This is a genomic window from Streptomyces sp. NPDC056479 (assembly GCF_042795335.1).
Classification (GTDB): domain Bacteria; phylum Actinomycetota; class Actinomycetes; order Streptomycetales; family Streptomycetaceae; genus Streptomyces.
Genome location: NZ_JBHTRZ010000001.1, coordinates 1389322 through 1409409, shown reverse-complemented (window position 1 = coordinate 1409409; position 20088 = coordinate 1389322). Strand labels below are relative to the sequence as shown.

Sequence of the window (20088 nt, the reverse complement as noted above, 5' to 3'; positions counted from 1 at the left end):
GGCCAGGCTTGCACACCTCACGCAGGCGGCCACCGGCCGTTACCGCCCGCATCCCATCGAACCCTGCTGTGCAGCTCGGTGCAGGGTCACCGATCGGACGGTCGCGAGCTGGGGCTGTACTGGGTGAGGAGGAGCGCAATGTCGTCGGTGCGATTCGGCGCATGGCGGGCGCTGTGCAGGAGGGTGTCGGCGAGGTCGTCCAGGGAGTCCATGTCGGCGTGGGCGAGTCGGGTGCGCAGCCGGTCAAGGCCGATGGTGATGTCTGCATCACGGGTTTCGACCAGCCCATCGGTGTAGAGGGCGAGGATGCAGCCGCGCGACAGGGTCAGCCGAGTCTGCGGATAGTGGGCGCTGCGGTCGATGCCAAGCAGCGGACCGCCGGGCAACTCCAGGATGTCCGTAGCGCCGTCGGGCTCGTGCAGCAGAGGTGGGCAATGTCCGGCCCGGACTACGTCGGCGACTGCTTTGCCCGGGTCGAGAAGGACGTAGCAGCAGCTGGCGAGATGGTCGGGGCCGAGGTCGATCAGGAGGCGGTTGGTGCCGGCGATCACCTCGGCCGGTGTGTGGCCGGCGGTGGCAAACGCCCGTACCGCGCTGCGCAGTTGGCCCATGGTGGCTGCGGCGGCGACGTTGTGGCCCTCGACGTCGCCGACGATGAGCGCGATGCCCTGGTCGGTGGGGATCACGTCGTACCAGTCGCCGCCGATGTCCATCCCGCGCGTAGCGGGCACGTATCGGCCGGTGACCTGTATGCCGCTAAGGGCGGGCAGTTCCTGCGGGAGCAGGGCGTTCTGCAGTCCGTGCGCGAGGGCGTTCTTGGCGTCGTACAGCCGAGCGCGTTCCAGTGCCTGCGCGATCAGGCCGCTGAGTGCGGTGAGCAGGCTGCGCTCCTGCGCAGGGAAGGAATGTTCCCCGTCGAAGCCGAGGGCGAGGACCCCCACGGGGTGGTTGGAGGCGATCAGCGGCAGGATAACCAGGGAACGGGAGACGGCCTCCAGTTCGGAGTAGGTTCGTGCGAGTTCGTCCGGCGTTTCGATGAACAGCGGGGTTCCGGAAGCCAGCGCCCCGCTCACCGGTCCCCAGTTGTGTTGCAGTGACAGGCCCTCGAACTGTTCCAGGAAGCTCTCGCGGTAGCCGCGCTGGCGAAGCAGATGGAGGCGCCGCTCGCGCACCACGTAGACGGCCACCCGTTGGCCACCGAAGGCCGGCAGCAACTGGTCGGCGACGACCTCGCACACGTCACGCGCAGTCACCGCCTCGGTCAGCGCACTGCTCATCTCCAGGACGCGATACAAGGCACCGGGACGCGCCGGCGAGGGCTTGGTGGCGACCGGAGTGGGCCCTCCTGCGGCCGTGGCGAGGTCGGGTCGCTCGGTTGCCGGATCCGGGGGCGCGGCTGCGGCTACCCATCCGGTAATGCCCTGAGCATCCGGACGCAGTGAGAACGTCAGCCACCCGTCCGGGCCGCGGGCGAGGAAGCTGACAGTCTGCTGGGAGACCTGCGCGGCCCGGAAACGGTCTTCGTATTCGGGATCGGCCAAGCCCGGCAGGACCTCCCAGGGGCGCCGGCCCACCAGATCACCACGGCGCACGTGGACCATCCGCACCAGTCGGTGGTTGGCATAGGAGATCCGCCACTCCCGGTCGAGCGCGAAAAATCCGTCTGCGAGCCGCTCCAGGGCCGCGACGGCGGCCATCCCGGTCCCGAGGTCCAGCACCCCTCCCACCAGGTGGGAGCTCGCTTCGCCCTCGGAAGTGGAGCCGGCTATTCGCCCCCACAGCTCCACGGTTCGATGCCCGCCGCCCGTTTCCGGGATGCGGAGACACTGAGCGAGGACACGGCCTTCCTTGGCCGCGGTTCGGGCGGCGGCCCGGAATGCGGGACGGTCCGCTGGGTGTACCTGAGCAGCGAGGGTGGCCGCCCGTCCGTCGTACTCGTCCGGGGCCAGACCGAAGATCGCACGCACGGTGGCGTCGGCGACGAAGGTTCCGGTGGCCACGTCCCAGTCGAACAGGCCCACCCGCACTGCGGAAGTGGCGGGAATCGCGATCTCCAGCGCATCACCGCCCAAGCCGCCCACTCCATCAGCACCGTCCGCTCGCAACCCGGCCAGCGACACGCCCAAGCGCGCAGCCGTGGTGCGCAGGTGGCGCCGCTTTGCCTTCGACAGCCCCTGCCCGCCGGGCCGAGCGGCCCACACCACGGCCAGAGCCCCCAAGCGCTCCTCCCCCGCCGCGACTGGCACGGAGGCCGAGCCGAACGGGTAGGGAATGGCGACGGCCAGCTGGGGAAACCTGCGCATGGTCGCCTCGGCGTCAGCCAGGTGGACCATCCGCCCGCACCGGAACGCCTCGGCCACCGGAATCGGACTGCTCACCGGGATCCGCCGCCAGCCGCCCAGCAGCGAGGGCGGCAGCCCGGCCGCCGCGGCCAGCAACAGCGTGCGACCATCATCCGAGGCCAGGAACACGCTGCCCGCATGGGCCCCGGTCACCTCGACCGCCCGGAGCACCGCATCTATCAGCGCATCGTCACGCTCCGCGGCCCTCTCGGAGCTCGTCGTACCGAAAGGGTGCGTGCCCAACCTGCTGGTGGTGGACGACATGCTGACCCCGATCACTGCACTGGTGACGCGGCAGGCATATGCGAGGCTTTTGCACCATTCTCGTACGGGACAGACCGAGGTGAAACCTCGGCGGGGGCGTCATCAAGCACGAGACGACTGTGCTTGCAACGCTCAAGAAGCACCGGCTCGGTCAAGCCGTCGCCGCCGGGTCGACTGGCCGTGCAGACGGACGGAGAGCTCGGGGCGGCTGGGCCCTTCGCTCGACGACTGGTGAACGAGCACGAAGCTCCTGGCAGAGGCGGGTGATCTTGATCAAGAGCCCGCGGCCGCCAGGAGCTTCACCTTTCCGTACCGCCCGCCTGCGCCAACACCCCGACCACACCCTCGGGTTGGCACGGAGTCACGGACTGGCGATCGGACTGCAGATCAGAGGGAGGCGCTGACGCTGACGTGGTTGTACTGGCCGGCGGCGCCCAGAACCTCGTTCTTGACGGCGTCGAGCTGAGCCAGGACATCCGCACTGCTGACCGCCGCGGGGCCGGCGACGAGGCTGGCCTGCGGGTTCAGGCCTCCGGAGATGTTGTCGAGCGCAGCGTCGGAGATCGCAACGGTCTGAACCTGGGGAGCGGAGTTCATAAGGAAACTTCCCTTTCGTATGGATGATCCACAAGAGGGGCGGCCTCGCCGGGGACAGAGAGCGGGCCTCGGTTGCAGGGGCGCGCGACACCCGTTCCCGGACACTTTCGCGCGGCTCCCGCGGTGCGGAGGATGAAAGCACGGAGCTCACTGGGTGATCAAGCAACCGGAGCACGCATCCGGGACGTTGAACGAACAGGCTGCGTATCCGTGCAGGCATGCGCACGACTCGAGGACAGCTTCTCCATATGCCGCGCGACACCGGAGCCGACCAGCACTGCAACCTCTCTTCGAACAGGGCACTCCACATCAACAGAGCATCATCGGGTCGGCGCTTTTGCGGATCCCTCGCGTAGCGCGCCGAGGTTGCGACTCCGATGTGCAGATTCGCTGAAGCCGGGGTACGACCCCACCTCGGACACCGAATGTCATCAATCGATCGCAGCATGTATCCACAGCTCAGGGTGGCGCTATGCCGAGCATCGTCTGCCCTGCGGCAACGGTGTGGACGACGACTGCTTCGATGTGCGATCAGCCGACTTGCTGCTCTGGGACCACCGTCACCGGGCAGGCATCGTGACACAGCACCGGTTGCCCCACCCGACCGAGATCCATCCGCAATGCCCTTAGCGCAGTCAGCGTACGGAACCCTTGACGAGGACACGGCGCACAAGGGTGCGGGCAGCTCGTCCATGGGGCGGTCCATGGCGGCAAGGGCTCCATCAACCAGGAAGCGGGCACGCTGGCCGGAGCCTCGTCCTTCTGGACGAGGCACAAGCCCGCGCGACACCGGACCGCGGTCCCGAGCCTCCCCCGGTGCGCAGCCTCGAAAGCCGCCGCAGCGGCACGCGCGGAAACCGTGCGACGGACCCGCCCTCCCGCCCCGTAGAGCAGAGGACAGACGGACGTCTGCAGCGAGGGGGCAGAAAGTTGGCAGGGCACGGAGCGAGATCCGTCATGGGTACGGCGGCCGCGGTGGCGGCGATGGTGGCGCTGACCGCGTCACAGGCGCCGAAGGCGATCCCGGCGCCGACCTCGGCACCGGCACCCGCCGGGCCCGGACCGAGCGTCTCCGGCGACACCCCGTACCGCACCGACCTGCCGCCACTGCGGGCCGGGAAGCGGAACGGCGACGCGGCGCCGGCGGAGGTGGGCGCCGCGCTGTCGGCGAGCGTGTTCGCCGCCTACCGGCGGGCGGAGGAGCGGCTCTCGCATGAGACGCCCGGCTGCCGGTTGCTGTGGCAGCTGCTGGCAGCGATCGGGCAGGTGGAGTCCGGACAGGCGCGAGGTGGTCGAGTGACGTCGGACGGGACGACGGTGACGCCCATCCTCGGGCCACGGCTGGACGGCGTCGCATTCGCGCAGATCCGGGACACCGACGGCGGCATTCACGACGGGGACACGGAGTACGACCGGGCGGTCGGGCCGATGCAGTTCATCCCGTCGACCTGGGCCCGCTGGGGCGCGGACGGCAACGGCGACGGGCGTGCGGATCCGAACAACGTCCTCGACGCGGCGCTCGCCGCCGGACGCTACCTCTGCGCGGGCGGGCGGGATTTGTCGGATCCCGCCCAGCTGGACCGGGCGATCCTCGGCTACAACCACTCGACGGCGTATCTGCGCACGGTCCGGGCCTGGTACGGGTACTTCCTGGACGGGCACCGGGTGCTGCAGGACAGCTCTGCCGTTGCGTCGGCCCGCCCCGAGCCGTCGCCCTCGCCCTCCAACCCGGACTCACGCACACCCTCCCCCAGCCCGAGCGCCACCCCGTCCCCTACCTCGCCGACCCCCACCACCTCCCACCCGGCCCCCGACCCCAGGGAGACGGAGGAACCGCAACTCCCCCTGCCCGCCCCGGATATCGAGCTCCCCGCCGACGACCTGCCGCCCAGCGCCGACCTGCTGACCAGTAACAGCGCGGACTCGATGACCGCCGCCCCCTCAACAACCACCGATACTCGGCGGTAATGTCGCCCCCCGCCGGACGGCACGAGACCGGCGGGTGAGCGCGAAGGGGCCCTCATGGCGACGGACAGGCCTGCAGAGCAGCCGGCAGAGACCACTGCGGAATCGCCCGCAGAAATACCTGCGGAGCTGCACGCCGACGACGACCGTTGGCAGCGCATGTGGAGTCACCGCGAGCAACTGCTCAAGGTGGCCCGGCGCCGGTCGATGAGTGCGGAGGACGCCGAGGACGCGGTGCACGAGGCGATGCTGCGCGCCGCCGAGCGCCCTGACCTGGACGATGAGCGACTCGGGGGCTGGCTGACCACGGTCACCATGCGGCTGTGCGTCGACCGCTATCGGCAGGTGAACCGCGACGCCCAGGTCCGCACCAGCCCGACGCTCATCACCCCCGGCCCGGTGCCCGTCGAGGAGGCGGTGTGCGATCGGGCCGAGGCGAAGTGGCTGGCGGTACGCAGTGGTGAGCTGCCCGCACGGCAGGCCGAGGCGCTGCGGCTGAGGTCGGAGGATCTGGATGTCGGCCAGGTCGCCGTTCGGATGGGGCTGAGCTACCGGACCGTCGAGTCGCTGCTGGCCCGGGCGCGGCGGACGCTGCGGCAGTCGCTGGCGGCCACGCTCGGGGTCGCGCTGTTGCTGATCAGGTGGGGGCGGCCGCGCGGCGGCGGCAAGGTGCAGGCCGTTGCGGTCACCTCGACGGCGGCGACGCTGGCGGTGGCGGGGTTCGTGCTGCCGTATGTCCTTGAGGGAGGCGGGGACGGTGGCGGCACGGCACCTCAGCCCACCGTCGCCTCGCCCGGCTCGGAGGCACTGCGGTCGGACGACGGTGGCGAGGGACGTACGCCTCAGGGGAACAGGCCCACGCCGACCGATCGGAGAGCAGCCGAATTCCCTACGAGCGAACGGTTCCTGCCGCTCACCGTGCCGACGCTGCCGGAGGTTTCCGTGTCCCGCCTGCCGGTGCTGTCCGCGCCGGCGGTGCCGCCTGCGCCCAAGGTGCCGGACGTCCCGGAGCTCCCCGAGGTCCCCGATCTGCCGGTCACGCCCTCCACCGTTTCCACCGACGCGGCGCTCCCGGACGCCTCCACGGTCGTACCGTCCGCCTCGCTCCCCGTTCCGACGGCGACTCCACTGCCGTAACTGCGGACACGCGGTCGCAGATCCCCGCGAACCCCTCGGCAAATCACCGCTAACCCCTCGGCCGGAAACCCGCTCGAAAAAATCCTCGATCCGAGCGACGGACGCCCGCCCCCTCCCCGTAGAGCAGATGTCAGAGCTGCTCCAGGGGCTGAAGGGTGGACCGGATGGGTGTCGAGATCTGTGTGGAAGGGCTGACCAAGTCCTTCGGTCACCAGGTCATCTGGCAGGACGTCTCGCTGACGCTGCCCGCCGGGGAGGTCTCGGTCATGCTCGGCCCCTCGGGCACGGGCAAGTCGGTGTTCCTCAAGACGCTCGTGGGACTGCTGAAGCCGGAGCGCGGCTCGATCACGATCCAGGGCCGGGACATCACGAGGCTGCGCGAGCACGACCTGTACGAGGTGCGGAAGCTGTTCGGCGTGCTGTTCCAGGACGGCGCGCTGTTCGGATCGATGAACCTGTACGACAACGTCGCCTTTCCGCTGCGCGAGCACACCCGTAAGTCCGAGAGCGAGATCCGGCGCATCGTGCTGGCGAAGATGGACATGGTCGGGCTGATCGGCGCCGAGGGGAAGCTGCCCGGCGAGATCTCCGGCGGGATGCGCAAGCGGGCCGGACTGGCCCGGGCACTCGTTCTCGACCCGGAGATCATCCTTTTCGACGAACCCGACTCGGGCCTCGACCCGGTCCGCGTCGCCTACCTCAACCAACTCATCGTCGACCTCAACGCCCAGATCGACGCGACCTTCCTCATCGTCACGCACGACATCGCCTCGGCCCGCCAGGTGCCGGACAACATCGGGCTGCTGTTCCGTCGTGAGCTGGTGGTGTTCGGGCCGCGCGAGGACTTGCTGACCAGCAACGAGCCGGTCGTACGGCAGTTCCTGAACGGCCGGATGCAGGGTCCGATCGGGATGGCGGAGGAGAAGGACGCCGCGCAGGTCGAGCAGGAGCTGGCCGCGCTCGGCGACGACGGCAAGGGCACACAGTCTCCCGGCAGTCAGGATCTGACTCCCCGCCTGCTGCCGGGGCCGGGTATTTCCCGACCGCCACGCTGGGAGGTCATCGCCCGGCGCGAGGCGGCGCAGCACCAGAAGGCGGGGGCCGGCGCATGAGTCTGTCTCCGATCGGAGCACTGCGGCACTCGGGGAGCCTGTTCGCGATGGCGCTGGACGTCCTGCGGACGATCCCCCGACGGCCCTTCCAGGCACGGGAGTTCATCCAGCAGGCGTGGTTCGTCGCGAGCGTCACCATCCTGCCGACGGCCCTGGTCTCCATCCCCTTCGGCGCGGTCATCGCGCTGCAGATCGGCAGCCTCACTCGGCAGCTCGGCGCCCAGTCCTTCTCCGGAGCCGCCTCCGTGCTGGCCGTGCTGCGCGAGGCCTCGCCGATCGTCACCGCGCTGCTGATCGCGGGCGCCGGCGGCACGGCGATCTGCGCGGACCTCGGGGCGCGGAAGATCCGCGACGAGATCGACGCGATGCAGGTGCTGGGCATCGACCCCATCCACCGCCTGGTCGTCCCGCGGGTGCTGGCGTCGATGGTGGTGGCGGTGCTGCTCAACGGCCTGGTGTCGGTGGTCGGCGTGGCGGGCGGCTACTTCTTCAACGTCGTTCTGCAGAACGGCACTCCCGGCGCCTACCTCGCCTCCTTCACCACGCTCGCCCAGCTCTCCGACCTGTGGGCGGCCGAGGTCAAGGCGCTGGTGTTCGGGGCGATCGCGGCGATCGTCGCCTCGTACAAGGGGCTCACGGCGAACGGCGGCCCGAAAGGTGTGGGCGACGCGGTGAACCAGTCGGTGGTGATCACCTTCATGTTGCTGTTCGTGACGAACTTCGTGATGACCGCGGTGTACTTCCAGGTCGTCCCGCAAAGGGGTTAGCCGATGAGACTTCTCGACCGACCCTTGCGCTCTCTCGAAGCGCTCGGCATCCAACTCGCCTTCTACGGCCGCTCGCTGGCGTGGACCGGCCGTACCCTGCGCCGCTACAAGAAGGAGATCCTGCGGCTGCTCGCCGAGGTGAGCTTGGGCCGGGGGGCGCTGGCGGTGGTGGGCGGCACGGTCGGCGTGATCGCCTTCCTGTCGTTCTTCACCGGCACCGAGGTCGGCCTCCAGGGCTACGCGGCCCTCAACCAGCTCGGCACTTCCAACTTCGTGGCGTTCCTCTCCGCGTACTTCAACACCCGGGAGATCGCCCCGCTGGTGGCCGGGCTCGCGCTCTCGGCGACCGTCGGCGCCGGATTCACCGCGCAGCTCGGGGCGATGCGGATCAGCGAGGAGACCGACGCGCTCGAAGTCATGGGCGTGCCTTCGCTGCCGTTCCTGGTGACGACCCGGATGATCGCCGGGTTCATCGCCGTGATCCCGCTGTACGTGATCGGCCTGCTGTCCTCGTACCTCGCCGCCCGCACCATCACCACCGGCTACTACGGACAGTCGGCCGGCACCTACGACCACTACTTCCAGCAGTACCTGCCACCGGTCGACGTGCTGTGGTCCTTCGGCAAGGTACTCGTCTTCGCCGTGCTGATCATCCTGGTGCACTGCTTCTACGGCTACTACGCGAGCGGCGGCCCGGCCGGCGTCGGCGTGGCGGTGGGCCGTGCGGTGCGGACCTCCATCGTGGCGATCAACGTCCTTGACTTCTTCCTGTCGCTCGCGATCTGGGGCGCCAACACGACCGTAAGGATCGCGGGGTGAGCGGCCGTATGAGGGTGCTGAGACTGCGGTTGTACGGCCTCGTCTTCATCGCCGTACTCGCACTGCTGCTGTCTCTGTCGGTCGCCGTCTACCGGCAGGTGTTCACGCCGGTCGTGCGGATCACGCTCGAGGCCGACAGCGTCGGCAACCAGCTCGATCCGCGCGCCGACGTCAAGCTGCGCGGGCTGCTGGTCGGCGAGGTCCGTGAAGTGCGGGCAGACGGGACGAAGGCGACGCTCGACATCGCGCTCAAGCCGGAGCACGTCGCCCACATCCCTTCGGACGTGCGGGCGCGGCTGCTGCCCAAGACGCTGTTCGGGGAGAAGTACGTCGACCTGGTCGCGCCCGCGCGCTCCGAGTCCTTGTCAGCTCGCCCGATCCGCGCCGGTGACGTCATCACCCAGGACCGTACCCGCGTCGGCATCGAGGTGCAGCAGCTGATGAACGACCTGCTGCCCCTGCTCCGGACGGTGCAGCCCGGCAAGCTCAACGCCACGCTCTCAGCGTTCGCCACCGCCCTCGAAGGCCGCGGCGACCGCATCGGCGACAACCTCATCCGCCTGGAGGCCTACCTGCGCCGCCTGAACCCCCATCTGCCGTCCCTCACCGAGGACATCTCCCGTTTCGCCGAGGTCGCCGAGGTCTACGGCGACGCGGCACCCGATCTGATGGAGATCCTGCGCAACACCGTCACTACCAGCCGCACGGTCGTCGAGGAGAAGCACCGGCTGTCAGCGGCATTGAAGACCACGGCAACCGTCGCGGGCACGGCGGAGGACTTCCTCGACGTGAACGGCGGCCGGCTGATCACCCTCGGCCGGGTCTCGCGTCCGACGCTGGAGCTGTTCGCCCGCTACTCCCCCGAGTATCCGTGCCTGCTGGCCGGCCTGGTCCGGCAGGAGAAGGCTTCCGAGGAGGCGTTCCGGGGCGGAAAGATGCACATCACACTGGAGGTCGTACGGCCGCAAGGGGCGTACGAACCGGGCGAGGAGCCGCGCTACGGCGAGCGGTCGGGGCCCGACTGCCGTGATCTGCCGAGCCCTGCGGTGCCGGCGCCCGGGGCCCACCTCAACGACGGTTCGACGTCGCCGAGTTCGTGGTCGGGTCCGGCCGGCGTCTCCGCCACGCAGGCCGAGCAGCGGGCCGTCGGCTCGCTCGTGGCCCCTGTCCTGGGCGTGCCCGCCGACGAGGTGCCGCCGGTGGCGACGCTGCTGTTCGGGCCGCTGGCGCGTGGGACGGCGGTGAGTGTGGCATGAGGACCGGTCGTATCACGAGCGCAGGAGCCCGGCAGACCGCTGCCCCGCTCATCAAGTTCAGCCTGTTCGCACTGGTGACGATCCTGGCCACGGCCCTGCTGGCCGCCACCATCGTGAACATCTCCTTCACCCCCGAGCACAGGTACCGCGCGGTGTTCAGCGACGTCACCGGTCTGGAGGAGGGAGACGACATCCGGGTGGCCGGGGTGCGGGTCGGCGAGGTCGAGGGCATCCGGATCAAGGACCGGACGCTGGCCGAGGTCACCTTCACGGTCAGCCAGGACCGGCCACTGCTGACCGGCACGGGCGCGGTCATCCGGTACCGCAACCTGGTCGGGCAGCGGTACCTCGCGCTGACCGAGGGCGCGGGCGACGGTACCCGGCTGCGGCCGGGCGCGACGATCCCGCTGGCGCGCACGCAGCCCGCCCTCGACCTCAACGCGCTGCTGAACGGCTTCAAGCCGCTGTTCGCCGCGCTCAGCCCGAAGGACGTCAACCAGCTCGCCACCGAGATCATCAAGACCCTCCAGGGCGAGGGCGGCACCGTCAACAGCCTGCTCGTGCACACGGCGTCGCTCACCTCGACGCTGGCCGGCAGAGACAAGCTGATCGGCTCGGTGATCGACAACCTCAACACCGTGCTGGGGACGCTGGACAAGCGCGGCGCCCGCTTCTCCGGGCTGCTCAAGCAGCTGCGCCGGGTGATCTCGGGACTGTCCGCCGACCGCAAGCCCATCGGGCGGTCGCTGGTGAACATCGGCGATCTCACGGAGGCCACCTCGGGCCTGCTGAAGGACGCGCGCCCGCCCCTCAAGGACGACATCGCCGGGCTGACCGAGCTCACCGGAACGCTGAACGAGAGCGAGAAGACCGTGGAGGGCGTGCTGAAGCGGCTGCCGAACAAACTCAACGAGCTGACGGGGACGGCTTCCTACGGCTCGTGGTTCAACTTCTACCTCTGCGACTTCGACGGCCGGATCGTGCTGCCGAAGACGAAGCAGGTACTCACGCCCGACATGCATGTGGCGAGGGCGAGGTGCGGGGCATGAGCCGTAGGAGCCGTAAGAACCGCCGCCCGGAGCCGCTGTTCAAAGTGCGTGTGGAACCGCCGAGGCTGCCGCGCGTACGGCTGTCGAAGGTACGGCTCCTGCCGCGCCGCAACCCGCGCCCGCGCCGCCCGGAACCGCTGATCAAGGTGCGGGTCGAGCCACCGAAGCTGCCGAGGATACGGATCCGCCGCCCTCGCCTGAGCCCCTTCCGTGAGCGCAACCCGATCACCATCGGCGCCGTCGGCCTCACCACCCTCGCGCTGTTGGCCGTGGCCGCGTTCAACGCCGACCGCCTGCCGTTGATCGGCGACGGCGAGACCTACAGCTCGGCCTTCGCGGAGGCCGGCGGACTCAAGCCCGGTGACGAGGTGCGGATCGCCGGGGTCAAGGTGGGCAAGGTCGAAGAGGTCGACCTGGACGGCGACCACGTCAAGGTCACCTTCAAGATCAAGGGCGAGCCGGACTTCGGCAGAGAGACCGGCGCGTCGATCCGGGTGAAGACGATCCTCGGCGCGAAGTACCTGGCGCTGCACCCCAAGGGTGGGGGCCAATTGGCGCCCGGCAGCGAGATACCGCTGAAGCGCACGGTCCCCGCCTACGACGTCGTACAGGCCTTCAGCGACCTCACCACCACGACGGAGGAGATCGACACCGACCGCGTGGCGAAGGCCCTCGACACCATCTCCACCACCTTCGAGGACTCACCGCAAGAGGTACGGGCGTCCGTCAAGGGCCTGTCGCAGATCTCTCGGACGGTGGCCTCCCGCGACAACGCGCTGCGCGAGCTGCTCGACCACGCGAACGGCGTCACGGGCGTCCTGGCCGACCGCTCCGGGGACTTCACCGCCCTGGTCAAGGACGGCGACAAGCTGTTCAAGGAGATCAGCAGGCGGCGCGAGGCGATCCACAAGCTGCTGAAGAGCTCCGCCGCACTGGGCATCCAGCTCTCCGGCCTGGTCCAGGACAACGAGAAGGAGATCGGGCCCGCGCTCAAGGGCCTGAACCGGGTGGTGGACATGCTCGAACGGAACCAGTCCAGCCTGGACCGGAGCGTCAAGCTCCTCGCGCCCTACGTGCGCGTCTTCACCAACACCCTCGGCAACGGCCGCTGGTTCGACTCCTACGTCCAGAACCTGGTCGCCGCTCCGGTGGTGCCGCGGACGGGAGGAGCACAGTGAGGAGCCGTTGGAGAGGCGCACTGAGCGGCCGTTGGAAGAAGCGTGTGGCCCTGCTGACCACCCTGGCCCTCGTCGCGGCGCTCGCCTATGTCCTGTGGCCGGGCCCCGAGCCGATCCGTGTCACGGCGTACTTCCCGCGCACGGTCGGCATCTACCCCGGTTCGGACGTCCGTGTCCTCGGGGTCCGGATCGGTGAGGTCAGGAAGATCACGCCGGAGGGCGACCGGGTGCGGGTCGACCTGGAGTACGACGCCGGCCGCAAGGTCCCGGCGGACGCACAGGCGGCGATCATCAACTCCTCGGTGGTCAGCGACCGTTATGTGCAGCTGCTGCCGGTGTACCGGAGCGGTCCGGTGCTGCGGGACGGGGCGGAGATCCCCGAGTCGCGCACGGCCGTACCCGTAGAACTGGACCGCGTCTTCGACAGCCTGCACACCACGGCAGAGGCGCTCGGCCCCGAGGGGGCCAACAAGGACGGCTCCCTGTCGCGGCTGCTCGGGGTGAGCGCGGACAACCTCGGCGGCCAGGGCAAGAATCTCAACCAGACGGTCGAGGACCTCTCGAAGGCGGTCACGACCCTGTCCGACGGCCGCACGGACCTGTTCGGCACGGTCCGCAACCTCCAGGTCTTCACGGCGGCGCTGGCGGCCGACGACAAGAGCGTGCGGTCGTTCAACAGCAGCCTCGCGAAGGTCGCCGGCCAACTCGCGGGCGAGCGCCAGGACCTGGCGGCGGCACTGAAGAACCTCGGGACGGCGCTGGGTGACGTGTCCGACTTCGTGAAGAAGAACAAGAAGTCGCTGACCTCGAACGTGGAGGGTCTCAGCAAGGTGACCAAAGTACTCGTCACCCAACGGGCCGCGCTGGAGGAGCTGTTGGAGGTGGCCCCGACCGGCATGTCGAACCTCAACAACGCCTACAACCCGTCGGCCGGCACTCTCGACACCCGCAACAACGCCGCCCAGGCGCAGGATCCGGCATCGCTGCTGTGCTCCGTACTCAGGACGACCGGGGACGAGGGCGGCAAGAACCCCGGCTGCGAGGAGCTGAGGGACCTGTTCGACTCCCTGCCGGAGGTCCCGCAGGGCCCCGCGGTGACGGGCACGGTCGACCGGACCCTCGGCGGAATTCTGGGGGTCGGCGCATGAGCGGGCCACGCAAGGGCGGGGCGGCGGCCTGGGCGGCGGTCGGTTCACTGCTGTTGACCGGCTGCGAGTTCAACGGCTGGTACGACGTCCAGCTCCCCGGCGGCGCGGCCTCGGACGGAAACGCGTACCACATCACCGTCGAGTTCCGTGACGTACTCGACCTCGTGCCGCAGTCGGCGGTGAAGGTCAACAACGTCACCGTGGGCGCGGTCGAGAAGGTGGAATTGGACGGCTGGCACGCGCGCGTGCGGCTGAGGGTCGCCGACTCGGTGAAACTGCCCGGCAACGCGATCGCCGAGCTGCGGCAGACCAGCATGCTCGGCGAGAAGTACGTGGCGCTGTCCAAGCCGGTGGGCACGGCGCCGGTCGGGCGGCTCGGCGCCGGCGATGTGATCCCCCTGTCCCGCAGTGGCCGCAACCCGGAGATCGAGGAGGTGCTGTCCGCCCTGTCCGCACTGCTCAACGGAGGCGGGGTGGCCCAGCTCAAGACGATCACCGTGGAGCTCAACAAGGCACTGGAGGGACGGGAGAACCGGGTCAAGTCCCTGCTCAAGGAGTTGAACGTCTTTCTGGGTGGCCTGGACGCCCAGAAGAAGAACATCGTCCGGGCCCTGAAAGCCGTGGACCGACTCGCAAAGAGACTCGGCAAGGAGAAGGAGACCATAGCCGCGGCCGTGAACGCGATGCCGCCGGCCCTGAAGGTGCTGGCCGACCAGCGCCGCGACCTGACACGCATGCTGACCGCACTGTCGAAGCTCGGCACGAGCGGCACGAAGGTGGTCAACGCCTCGCACGACGACACGGTCGCCAACCTCAGGCAGTTGCGCCCGATCCTGCAACAGTTGAACAAGGCCGGTGACAACCTGCCCGACTCCCTTGAGTTGCTGACCACTTACCCGTTCCCGCGCAACGCGGTGGACGCGATCAAGGGCGACTACGTCAACCTGCACATCACGGCTGAGATCGACCTGGCCGGGATCTACGGCAACCTGACGGACGAGCCGGGCAGCGGGGGCGGCGACGGGGAGACCCCGGGACCCGAGCTTCCTGACACCCCGGAACTGCCGCACCTACCGGACGTACCGGACCTGCCAGGCGTCCCCACCCCCACCGCCCTGCCGAGCCCACCGAGCGTGCCGTCGTCCCCTTCGGCCCCGTCCGGGGGTGACGGTCACCCGTTGTGCCCGCCGGTGTGCACCAGCGCATACAGCAGCTATGGCGGTTACGGCGCAGGGGCCGAATGGCCAGAAGGCATCGACCTGGACCTGGCCGAACTGATGCTGAAGGGAGTCCGGCCGTGATCACACGTACGGTCAAGGCCCAGCTGCTCGCCTTCGCGACCATCACCGCCGTAGGAGTGTCGTACGTCGGCGCCGAGTACACGGGTTTGGTGGACGAGATCCTGGACCGCGGCTACACCGTGCGGGCGGACTTCGCCGACTCCGGGGGCATCTTCCCCGGCGCCGAGGTGACGTATCGCGGAGTGCCGGTGGGCAGGGTGGGCGCGCTGCACCTCACGGGCCCCGACGGCGTGTCCGTCGCCCTCGACATCGACGGCGAGGCGCCGCGCATCCCGGCGGACACACTGGCGGTCGTGGCGAACCGTTCGGCGGTGGGCGAGCAGTACGTGGACCTGCAACCGCGAACGTCCGACGGCCCGTACCTCCTCGACGGCAGCACGATCTCGCGCACGAGCACGCGCGTTCCGCTCCCGACGACCGACCTGGTCCTCAGCCTTGACCGCCTGGTGAACTCGGTGGGCAAGGACGATCTACAGGTCACGGTCGACGAGTTGGGCAGGGCGTTCGCGGGAACGGGCCCGAACCTGAGCCGCCTGGTGGACTCGGGCAACGGCCTGATCGAGTCGGCGTCGGAGGCACTGCCGGAGACGATCGCGCTCATCGAGGACTCACGGAGGGTCCTGAAGACCCAGGCGGACCAGGGTTCGTCGATCAAGTCGTTCGCGAGCGATCTGGCGGCCCTCACGGCCCAGTTGAAGTCGAGCGACGGTGACCTGCGCAAGCTGATCGGCAACGCGCGGCCGGCGGCGCAGGAGGTGAACTCCCTGCTGAAGTCGGCCGGGCCGGAGCTGTCGGTCCTGCTGGCGAACCTGATCAGCGGCGGCCAGGTGACGCTGGCCCGCCTGCCCGGAGTGGAACAGGCCCTGGTCACCTTCCCGGTGATGGTGGCGGGCAGCCACACGGTCGTGCCGGGCGACGGCACGACCCACTTCGGCCTGGTGATCAACGCCGACGACCCCCCGGCGTGCACCCAGGGCTACGGGACGGCGCGCCGCGACCCCGCCGACACGAGCCGCCGCGAGGCGAACACCAACGCCCGCTGCACGCTCCGGCGGGGCAGCCAGTCGTCGGTACGGGGCGCGCAGAACGCCCCAGGCGCGTCTGCCGCCGACGGAGGCGCCCAGCAGACGGCGCACGTCACGCCGTACGACCCGGAGACCGGCACCACCACCGGCCCGGATGGAAGGGCTGTCGAGATCGGCTCGACGGGCGGCCAGCGGGCCGTGTTTGGAAAGGAGTCGTGGCAATGGCTGCTAGTCGGACCGATGGCGTGAGGAAGGCGGTGGAGGCCATGGTCAAGACACTGTCGGGACGAGCGTGGTCACTGGGCCTGGCGACGGCGACGGTCGTGGTCACCGCGCTGGTGATCTCACTGACCCTCGACCTCTACGAACAGCACCAGGCGGACGAGCGCCGCCAGGACATCCTGTCCGCGGCCCGCCAGTCAGCACTGAACTTCACCTCCCTGGACTACCGGCACTACGACCGCGACAGCGCGAACGTCCTGGCAGGCGCCACGGGCGACTTCAGGAAGCAGTTCGCGGCACAGACGGACCAGTTGACCCGGCTGGTGGCCCAGAACAGATCAGTGTCCGAAGGCCAGATCCTGGAGGCCGGCATCGTCCGCTCCGGCGAGAACTCGGCCCGTGTCCTGGTGGTCGCCGACAGCAGGGTGACCAACACGGCCGTGCCCCAAGGGGAGGCGCGCACGTATCGCCTGCAACTGGATCTGGTGCACCGGGACGGCCGCTGGCTGACGTCGGACGTCGAGTTCGTCGGCTGACCGGCACCGCCGCGAGAAGCCCTTACCAAGGAGTACGACGATGCCGAAGACGACCCCCAGCCGCACCCCCGGGACCACCACCCGCCGCACGATGACGGCGGCAGCCCGCGCGGCAGCCAAGCGCGCGGCACGCAATCACCACGACGCCGGCTCGGTGACGGTCACCGCCGACAAGGCCGCGGGCCGGTCCGAGGACCCGCACACGGGCCGCACCGTGCTCATCGAGGCCCCGAAAGGCGGCTGGCAGGACCCACCGGAGCCGTCGCCGGATGAGTTCGAGGGGGCCGACACACCCCAAAGGCCGGAGAAGCCCGGCAAGCCCGGCAAGGTCAGCCGTCGAAGGCTGCTCACGGTACTGCTCGGCTTCCTGCTCGTGGCGGGCTTGGTGGCACTCGCCGTGCTGGGGTGGCACTACCGGGATGGACGGCAGACGGAGGCCGCCCGCACCGAGGCGGTCGCGGCCGCACGCAAGGCGGCACCGACCATCCTGTCGTACGACCACCGCCACCTGGACCGCGACTTCGCGAAGGCCCGCGCCCACCTCACCGGTGGCTTCAGCAGGGAGTACGGGAAGACGACGAAGACCGTGGTGGGCCCAACGGCCAAGAAGTACCGGGGCGTGGTGAAGGCAACGATCGCCGCCCCTGTCTCCGGCGGAACCCCGGCGGTCTCCGTCGTGTCGGCCTCCCCTGACGAGGTCGTGGTCCTGCTCTTCGTCAACCAGGTCACCGAGAGCACGCAGGTCTCGGGGTCCCGATTGGACCTCAACCGGGTGCGGATGACGATGTCCCACACGACGGACGGGTGGAAGGTGAGCGCGGTCGACGCACTCTGACAGGGATTCGATCGTCACAGACGGCGATATCGCTGAAACCTGAGGTAGTGGATCGCTATCAGGAACAACCCGCCCATCGGTGGGCCCGGCCTGCGCGTACGCGGGACCAAGGCGACCATCCCAGTACCCGCGCGGGCTGGGCCCCAACCGACAGGGAGTCTTTCCGACCGGCCTTAGAAGGCGGTGTTGTTGCAGCCCATCGTCGAGCCCAGGTGCGTCTTCTGCGCACCGGGGTCGCCTTCGCCGTTGAGCGCGCTGCCCAGCAGCCCGTTGAGCAGGCCGACCTGGCCGAGGATGTCGAGGTTCAGGTCGTGGGACTTGCAGTTGCTGCTCTGCAGGACGCTGTAGCTGCCCCCGTCCTTCTTGTCGCCGTGGCCGTCGAGGCCCTGGGCGGTGGCGGTGCCGGCGCTCAGGAATCCGGCGCTGCCGAGGGCGACGACCACGAGGGCAGCCTTGCGAAGCTTGTGCATTTCATCTCCGATGAGAATGAGGGGGTGACGATCCGTGAGGGATCGACGTCGTACGGTCACAGGAAATTAGAATCAGAAATCTCGAGATGCCCTCGTTGACACACCGAGGGTTCTGATCTCATGGCCGCACGGTCAGGCGAACGGCCGGATTCGATTTCCTTCGGCAACTACGTATGCGGCATTGCCCGCGGGACGGGGACAACCTGGCCTCCGGCCGACGACTGCCCGAAGCGTCCCGCCCTATGAACGACACTGACTGCATGCATCTGAGCAAGACGAACCCGACTCGGCCGCATGCCCCAGTCGGCCACTGCTGGATCTGATCGGGGCCAAGTGGACGATCCTGGTCGTCGGTTGCCTGACCCGGGGTGCGCGGCGGTTCAGCGAACTGGCCGTCGAACTCGAGGGAGTCACCCCGAAGGCGCTCACCCAGACACTGCGGCAGCTCGAACGCAACGGCCTGGTCCTGCGCACCACGCACCCCGCCGCATGTCGAGTACGAGCTGACCCCTCTGGGACACACCCTCCGCGAGCCCGTCGAAGCGCTGCTCGACTGGACCGATGCCCACATCGAGGAGTGTTCTGCGGCACAACGCGTCTACGACGCTGACGCCTGAGCTGCACGCTTCACTCGGATATAGCGACTATAGAGAAAGTACACACTTCAAGTACTTTCCGCGCATCCCTAGCGTGACCGAGGTACCGACAACGGCACCCGGCCTCCAGGGAGTACGTCATGTGTGAAGCAGAGCACGATCATCAGTCACCGTCCCGCCGCGGCCTCCTGCGCTGGGGCGCGATGGCCGTGCCCGCAGCCGCGGGGGCGACCGCCCTGGCCTGGCCGACGCAGGCCAGTGGCACAACGCCCGCCGCGGCGGGCGGCGGTGCGTCTTACCAGGCCGCCCGCGGAGACACCCTGCGCAGCATCGCCGGCCGCTTCCTCGGCTCCGAACAACGCTGGACGGAGCTCTATCGCTTGAACCGGAAGATCCTGGATAGGAGTGGTGAGCCGCGGCCCGGCCAGCGCCTGGAGCTCCCCGAATCCCCGGACGGCGCCACGACCCGGAACTTCGCGCCGCTACCGGCCACCGCCAAACCCCTGCCCGTCCCACCCGAGGTCTACCGGCTCGACCGCATCGGCGACGCGTTCTACGCCGTTACCGCCGGTGGTACGCAGGCGGCCTTCCTCGTCACCCACGCCGGAGTCGTCGTCATCGACGCCCCGCCTGCGCTCGCGGAGGCACTTCCGGCCGCGATCCGCCGCGTCACCAGCCGCGAGGTCACCCACCTCGTCTACAGCCACGACCACGCCGACCACACGGCGAACGCGTCGGCGTTCGGCGACGTGATCCGCATTGCGCACACGGCGACGGCGGAGCGGATCAAGGCCAACCAGGACCCGGGCCGCCCGATGCCCACCGTGACCTTCACCGACCGATACCGCCTCGACCTCGGCGACCAGCGACTGCTCCTCAGCTACCCGGGCGCCAACCACGAGGCCGGCAACATCCTGATCCATGCTCCACGCCAGCGCGCGGCCATGATGGTTGACCTCGTGATGCCCGGCTGGGCACCCTTCCGGGCCTGGGGCACCGCCGACAGCGTCCCCGGTGTACTGCGGACCCACGACGAGCTCGCCCGAATGGACCTGGACACCTACATCGGCGGCCATGTCCACCGGCTCGGCACCAAGGAGGACATCAAGGTCTCCCGCGAGTTCGTGCAAGATCTGTGGAACGCCACCAGTAAGGCCATCGCCGCCACCGACATGGCCCCGTTCTTCGGCAAGGTCGAACCGGGCAACAACTGGGCCGGCTTCAACCTCTACCTGCAAGCTGTCGCCGACCAGGTGGAGCCGGTAATTCTCCGCAAGTGGCTCGGCCGCCTCGGAGCAGTGGACGTGTTCACCCGCGAGAACGCCCTCACTGTGGCGCTCTCCCAGATCGTCGACACCCCGCACGACCTCTGACTCCCGTTGACACTTGGCCACCCTGTGCGTCACAGGGTGGCCAATTCGGGCGAAGCGTTAGGCGGCAGTTCCACTGACCACCGCGGGCGGCCTCAA

At 69.2% G+C, this 20088-nt stretch carries 17 protein-coding genes and 1 pseudogene; 15 read left to right on the top strand and 3 right to left on the bottom strand.

Going from position 1 to position 20088, the window contains the following annotated elements:
- Window positions 1–86 precede the first annotated feature (86 nt).
- Entirely contained in the window at window positions 87–2606 is a 2520-nt protein-coding gene (locus ACFQ6S_RS06120; RefSeq protein WP_383404183.1) for a SpoIIE family protein phosphatase, read from the bottom strand.
- A gap of 387 nt (window positions 2607–2993) precedes the next feature.
- The gene (locus tag ACFQ6S_RS06115; protein WP_383404181.1) at window positions 2994–3203 is read right to left on the bottom strand and encodes a hypothetical protein; all 210 of its coding nucleotides are present in this window, start codon (window positions 3201–3203) and stop codon (window positions 2994–2996) included.
- A 957-nt stretch (window positions 3204–4160) separates the two neighbouring features.
- On the opposite strand from ACFQ6S_RS06115, the gene ACFQ6S_RS06110 reads away from it, so the two are divergent.
- The 13 genes from ACFQ6S_RS06110 (at window position 4161) to ACFQ6S_RS06050 (ending at window position 17553) form a co-directional block, all read left to right on the top strand.
- On the top strand, window positions 4161–5171 hold the full coding sequence (locus ACFQ6S_RS06110; protein WP_383404178.1) for a lytic transglycosylase domain-containing protein: 1011 nt from the start codon (window positions 4161–4163) through the stop codon (window positions 5169–5171).
- Between the two features lie 54 nt (window positions 5172–5225).
- A complete protein-coding gene (locus ACFQ6S_RS06105; protein ID WP_383404175.1) occupies window positions 5226–6305 on the top strand; it encodes an RNA polymerase sigma factor in 1080 nt (359 codons plus the stop codon).
- 164 nt (window positions 6306–6469) lie between these two features.
- Window positions 6470–7417 (top strand): ABC transporter ATP-binding protein, encoded by a 948-nt coding sequence (locus ACFQ6S_RS06100; RefSeq protein WP_383404172.1) that lies wholly within the window; start codon window positions 6470–6472, stop codon window positions 7415–7417.
- Complete coding sequence (locus ACFQ6S_RS06095; RefSeq protein WP_383404170.1) at window positions 7414–8184, top strand: MlaE family ABC transporter permease; 771 nt, start codon at window positions 7414–7416, stop codon at window positions 8182–8184. Before ACFQ6S_RS06100 ends, ACFQ6S_RS06095 begins: the two co-directional genes overlap by 4 nt.
- A gap of 3 nt (window positions 8185–8187) precedes the next feature.
- Window positions 8188–9003 carry an ABC transporter permease gene (locus ACFQ6S_RS06090; protein WP_147996197.1) on the top strand — a complete coding sequence of 272 codons (816 nt, stop codon included), beginning with the start codon at window positions 8188–8190 and terminating at the stop codon, window positions 9001–9003.
- Between the two features lie 8 nt (window positions 9004–9011).
- Entirely contained in the window at window positions 9012–10259 is a 1248-nt protein-coding gene (locus ACFQ6S_RS06085) for an MCE family protein (RefSeq protein ID WP_383404167.1), read from the top strand.
- Entirely contained in the window at window positions 10256–11308 is a 1053-nt protein-coding gene (locus tag ACFQ6S_RS06080; protein WP_383404164.1) for an MCE family protein, read from the top strand. Before ACFQ6S_RS06085 ends, ACFQ6S_RS06080 begins: the two co-directional genes overlap by 4 nt.
- A gap of 197 nt (window positions 11309–11505) precedes the next feature.
- The gene (locus ACFQ6S_RS06075; RefSeq protein WP_383404349.1) at window positions 11506–12486 is read left to right on the top strand and encodes an MCE family protein; all 981 of its coding nucleotides are present in this window, start codon (window positions 11506–11508) and stop codon (window positions 12484–12486) included.
- A gap of 44 nt (window positions 12487–12530) precedes the next feature.
- Entirely contained in the window at window positions 12531–13634 is a 1104-nt protein-coding gene (locus ACFQ6S_RS06070; RefSeq protein WP_383404161.1) for an MCE family protein, read from the top strand.
- Window positions 13631–14935, top strand: coding sequence for an MCE family protein (locus tag ACFQ6S_RS06065; RefSeq protein WP_383404158.1), 1305 nt, complete (start codon window positions 13631–13633; stop codon window positions 14933–14935). Before ACFQ6S_RS06070 ends, ACFQ6S_RS06065 begins: the two co-directional genes overlap by 4 nt.
- Window positions 14932–16209: an MCE family protein gene (locus ACFQ6S_RS06060; protein WP_383404155.1), complete on the top strand. Its 1278-nt coding sequence runs from the start codon at window positions 14932–14934 to the stop codon at window positions 16207–16209. Before ACFQ6S_RS06065 ends, ACFQ6S_RS06060 begins: the two co-directional genes overlap by 4 nt.
- 17 nt (window positions 16210–16226) lie before the next feature.
- Complete coding sequence (locus ACFQ6S_RS06055) at window positions 16227–16718, top strand: hypothetical protein (RefSeq protein WP_383404152.1); 492 nt, start codon at window positions 16227–16229, stop codon at window positions 16716–16718.
- Window positions 16719–16758: 40 nt separating this feature from the next.
- The gene (locus ACFQ6S_RS06050; RefSeq protein ID WP_383404149.1) at window positions 16759–17553 is read left to right on the top strand and encodes a hypothetical protein; all 795 of its coding nucleotides are present in this window, start codon (window positions 16759–16761) and stop codon (window positions 17551–17553) included.
- A gap of 173 nt (window positions 17554–17726) precedes the next feature.
- On the opposite strand, the gene ACFQ6S_RS06045 is transcribed toward ACFQ6S_RS06050, so the two are convergent.
- On the bottom strand, window positions 17727–18023 hold the full coding sequence (locus tag ACFQ6S_RS06045; RefSeq protein ID WP_383404147.1) for a hypothetical protein: 297 nt from the start codon (window positions 18021–18023) through the stop codon (window positions 17727–17729).
- Between the two features lie 256 nt (window positions 18024–18279).
- Here ACFQ6S_RS06045 and ACFQ6S_RS06040 point away from each other — a divergent pair.
- Both ACFQ6S_RS06040 and ACFQ6S_RS06035 read left to right on the top strand, forming a co-directional pair.
- A pseudogene (locus ACFQ6S_RS06040) lies at window positions 18280–18640 on the top strand (winged helix-turn-helix transcriptional regulator).
- A gap of 119 nt (window positions 18641–18759) precedes the next feature.
- Window positions 18760–19992, top strand: coding sequence for an MBL fold metallo-hydrolase (locus ACFQ6S_RS06035; RefSeq protein ID WP_383404144.1), 1233 nt, complete (start codon window positions 18760–18762; stop codon window positions 19990–19992).
- The last annotated feature ends 96 nt before the right edge of the window (window positions 19993–20088 follow it).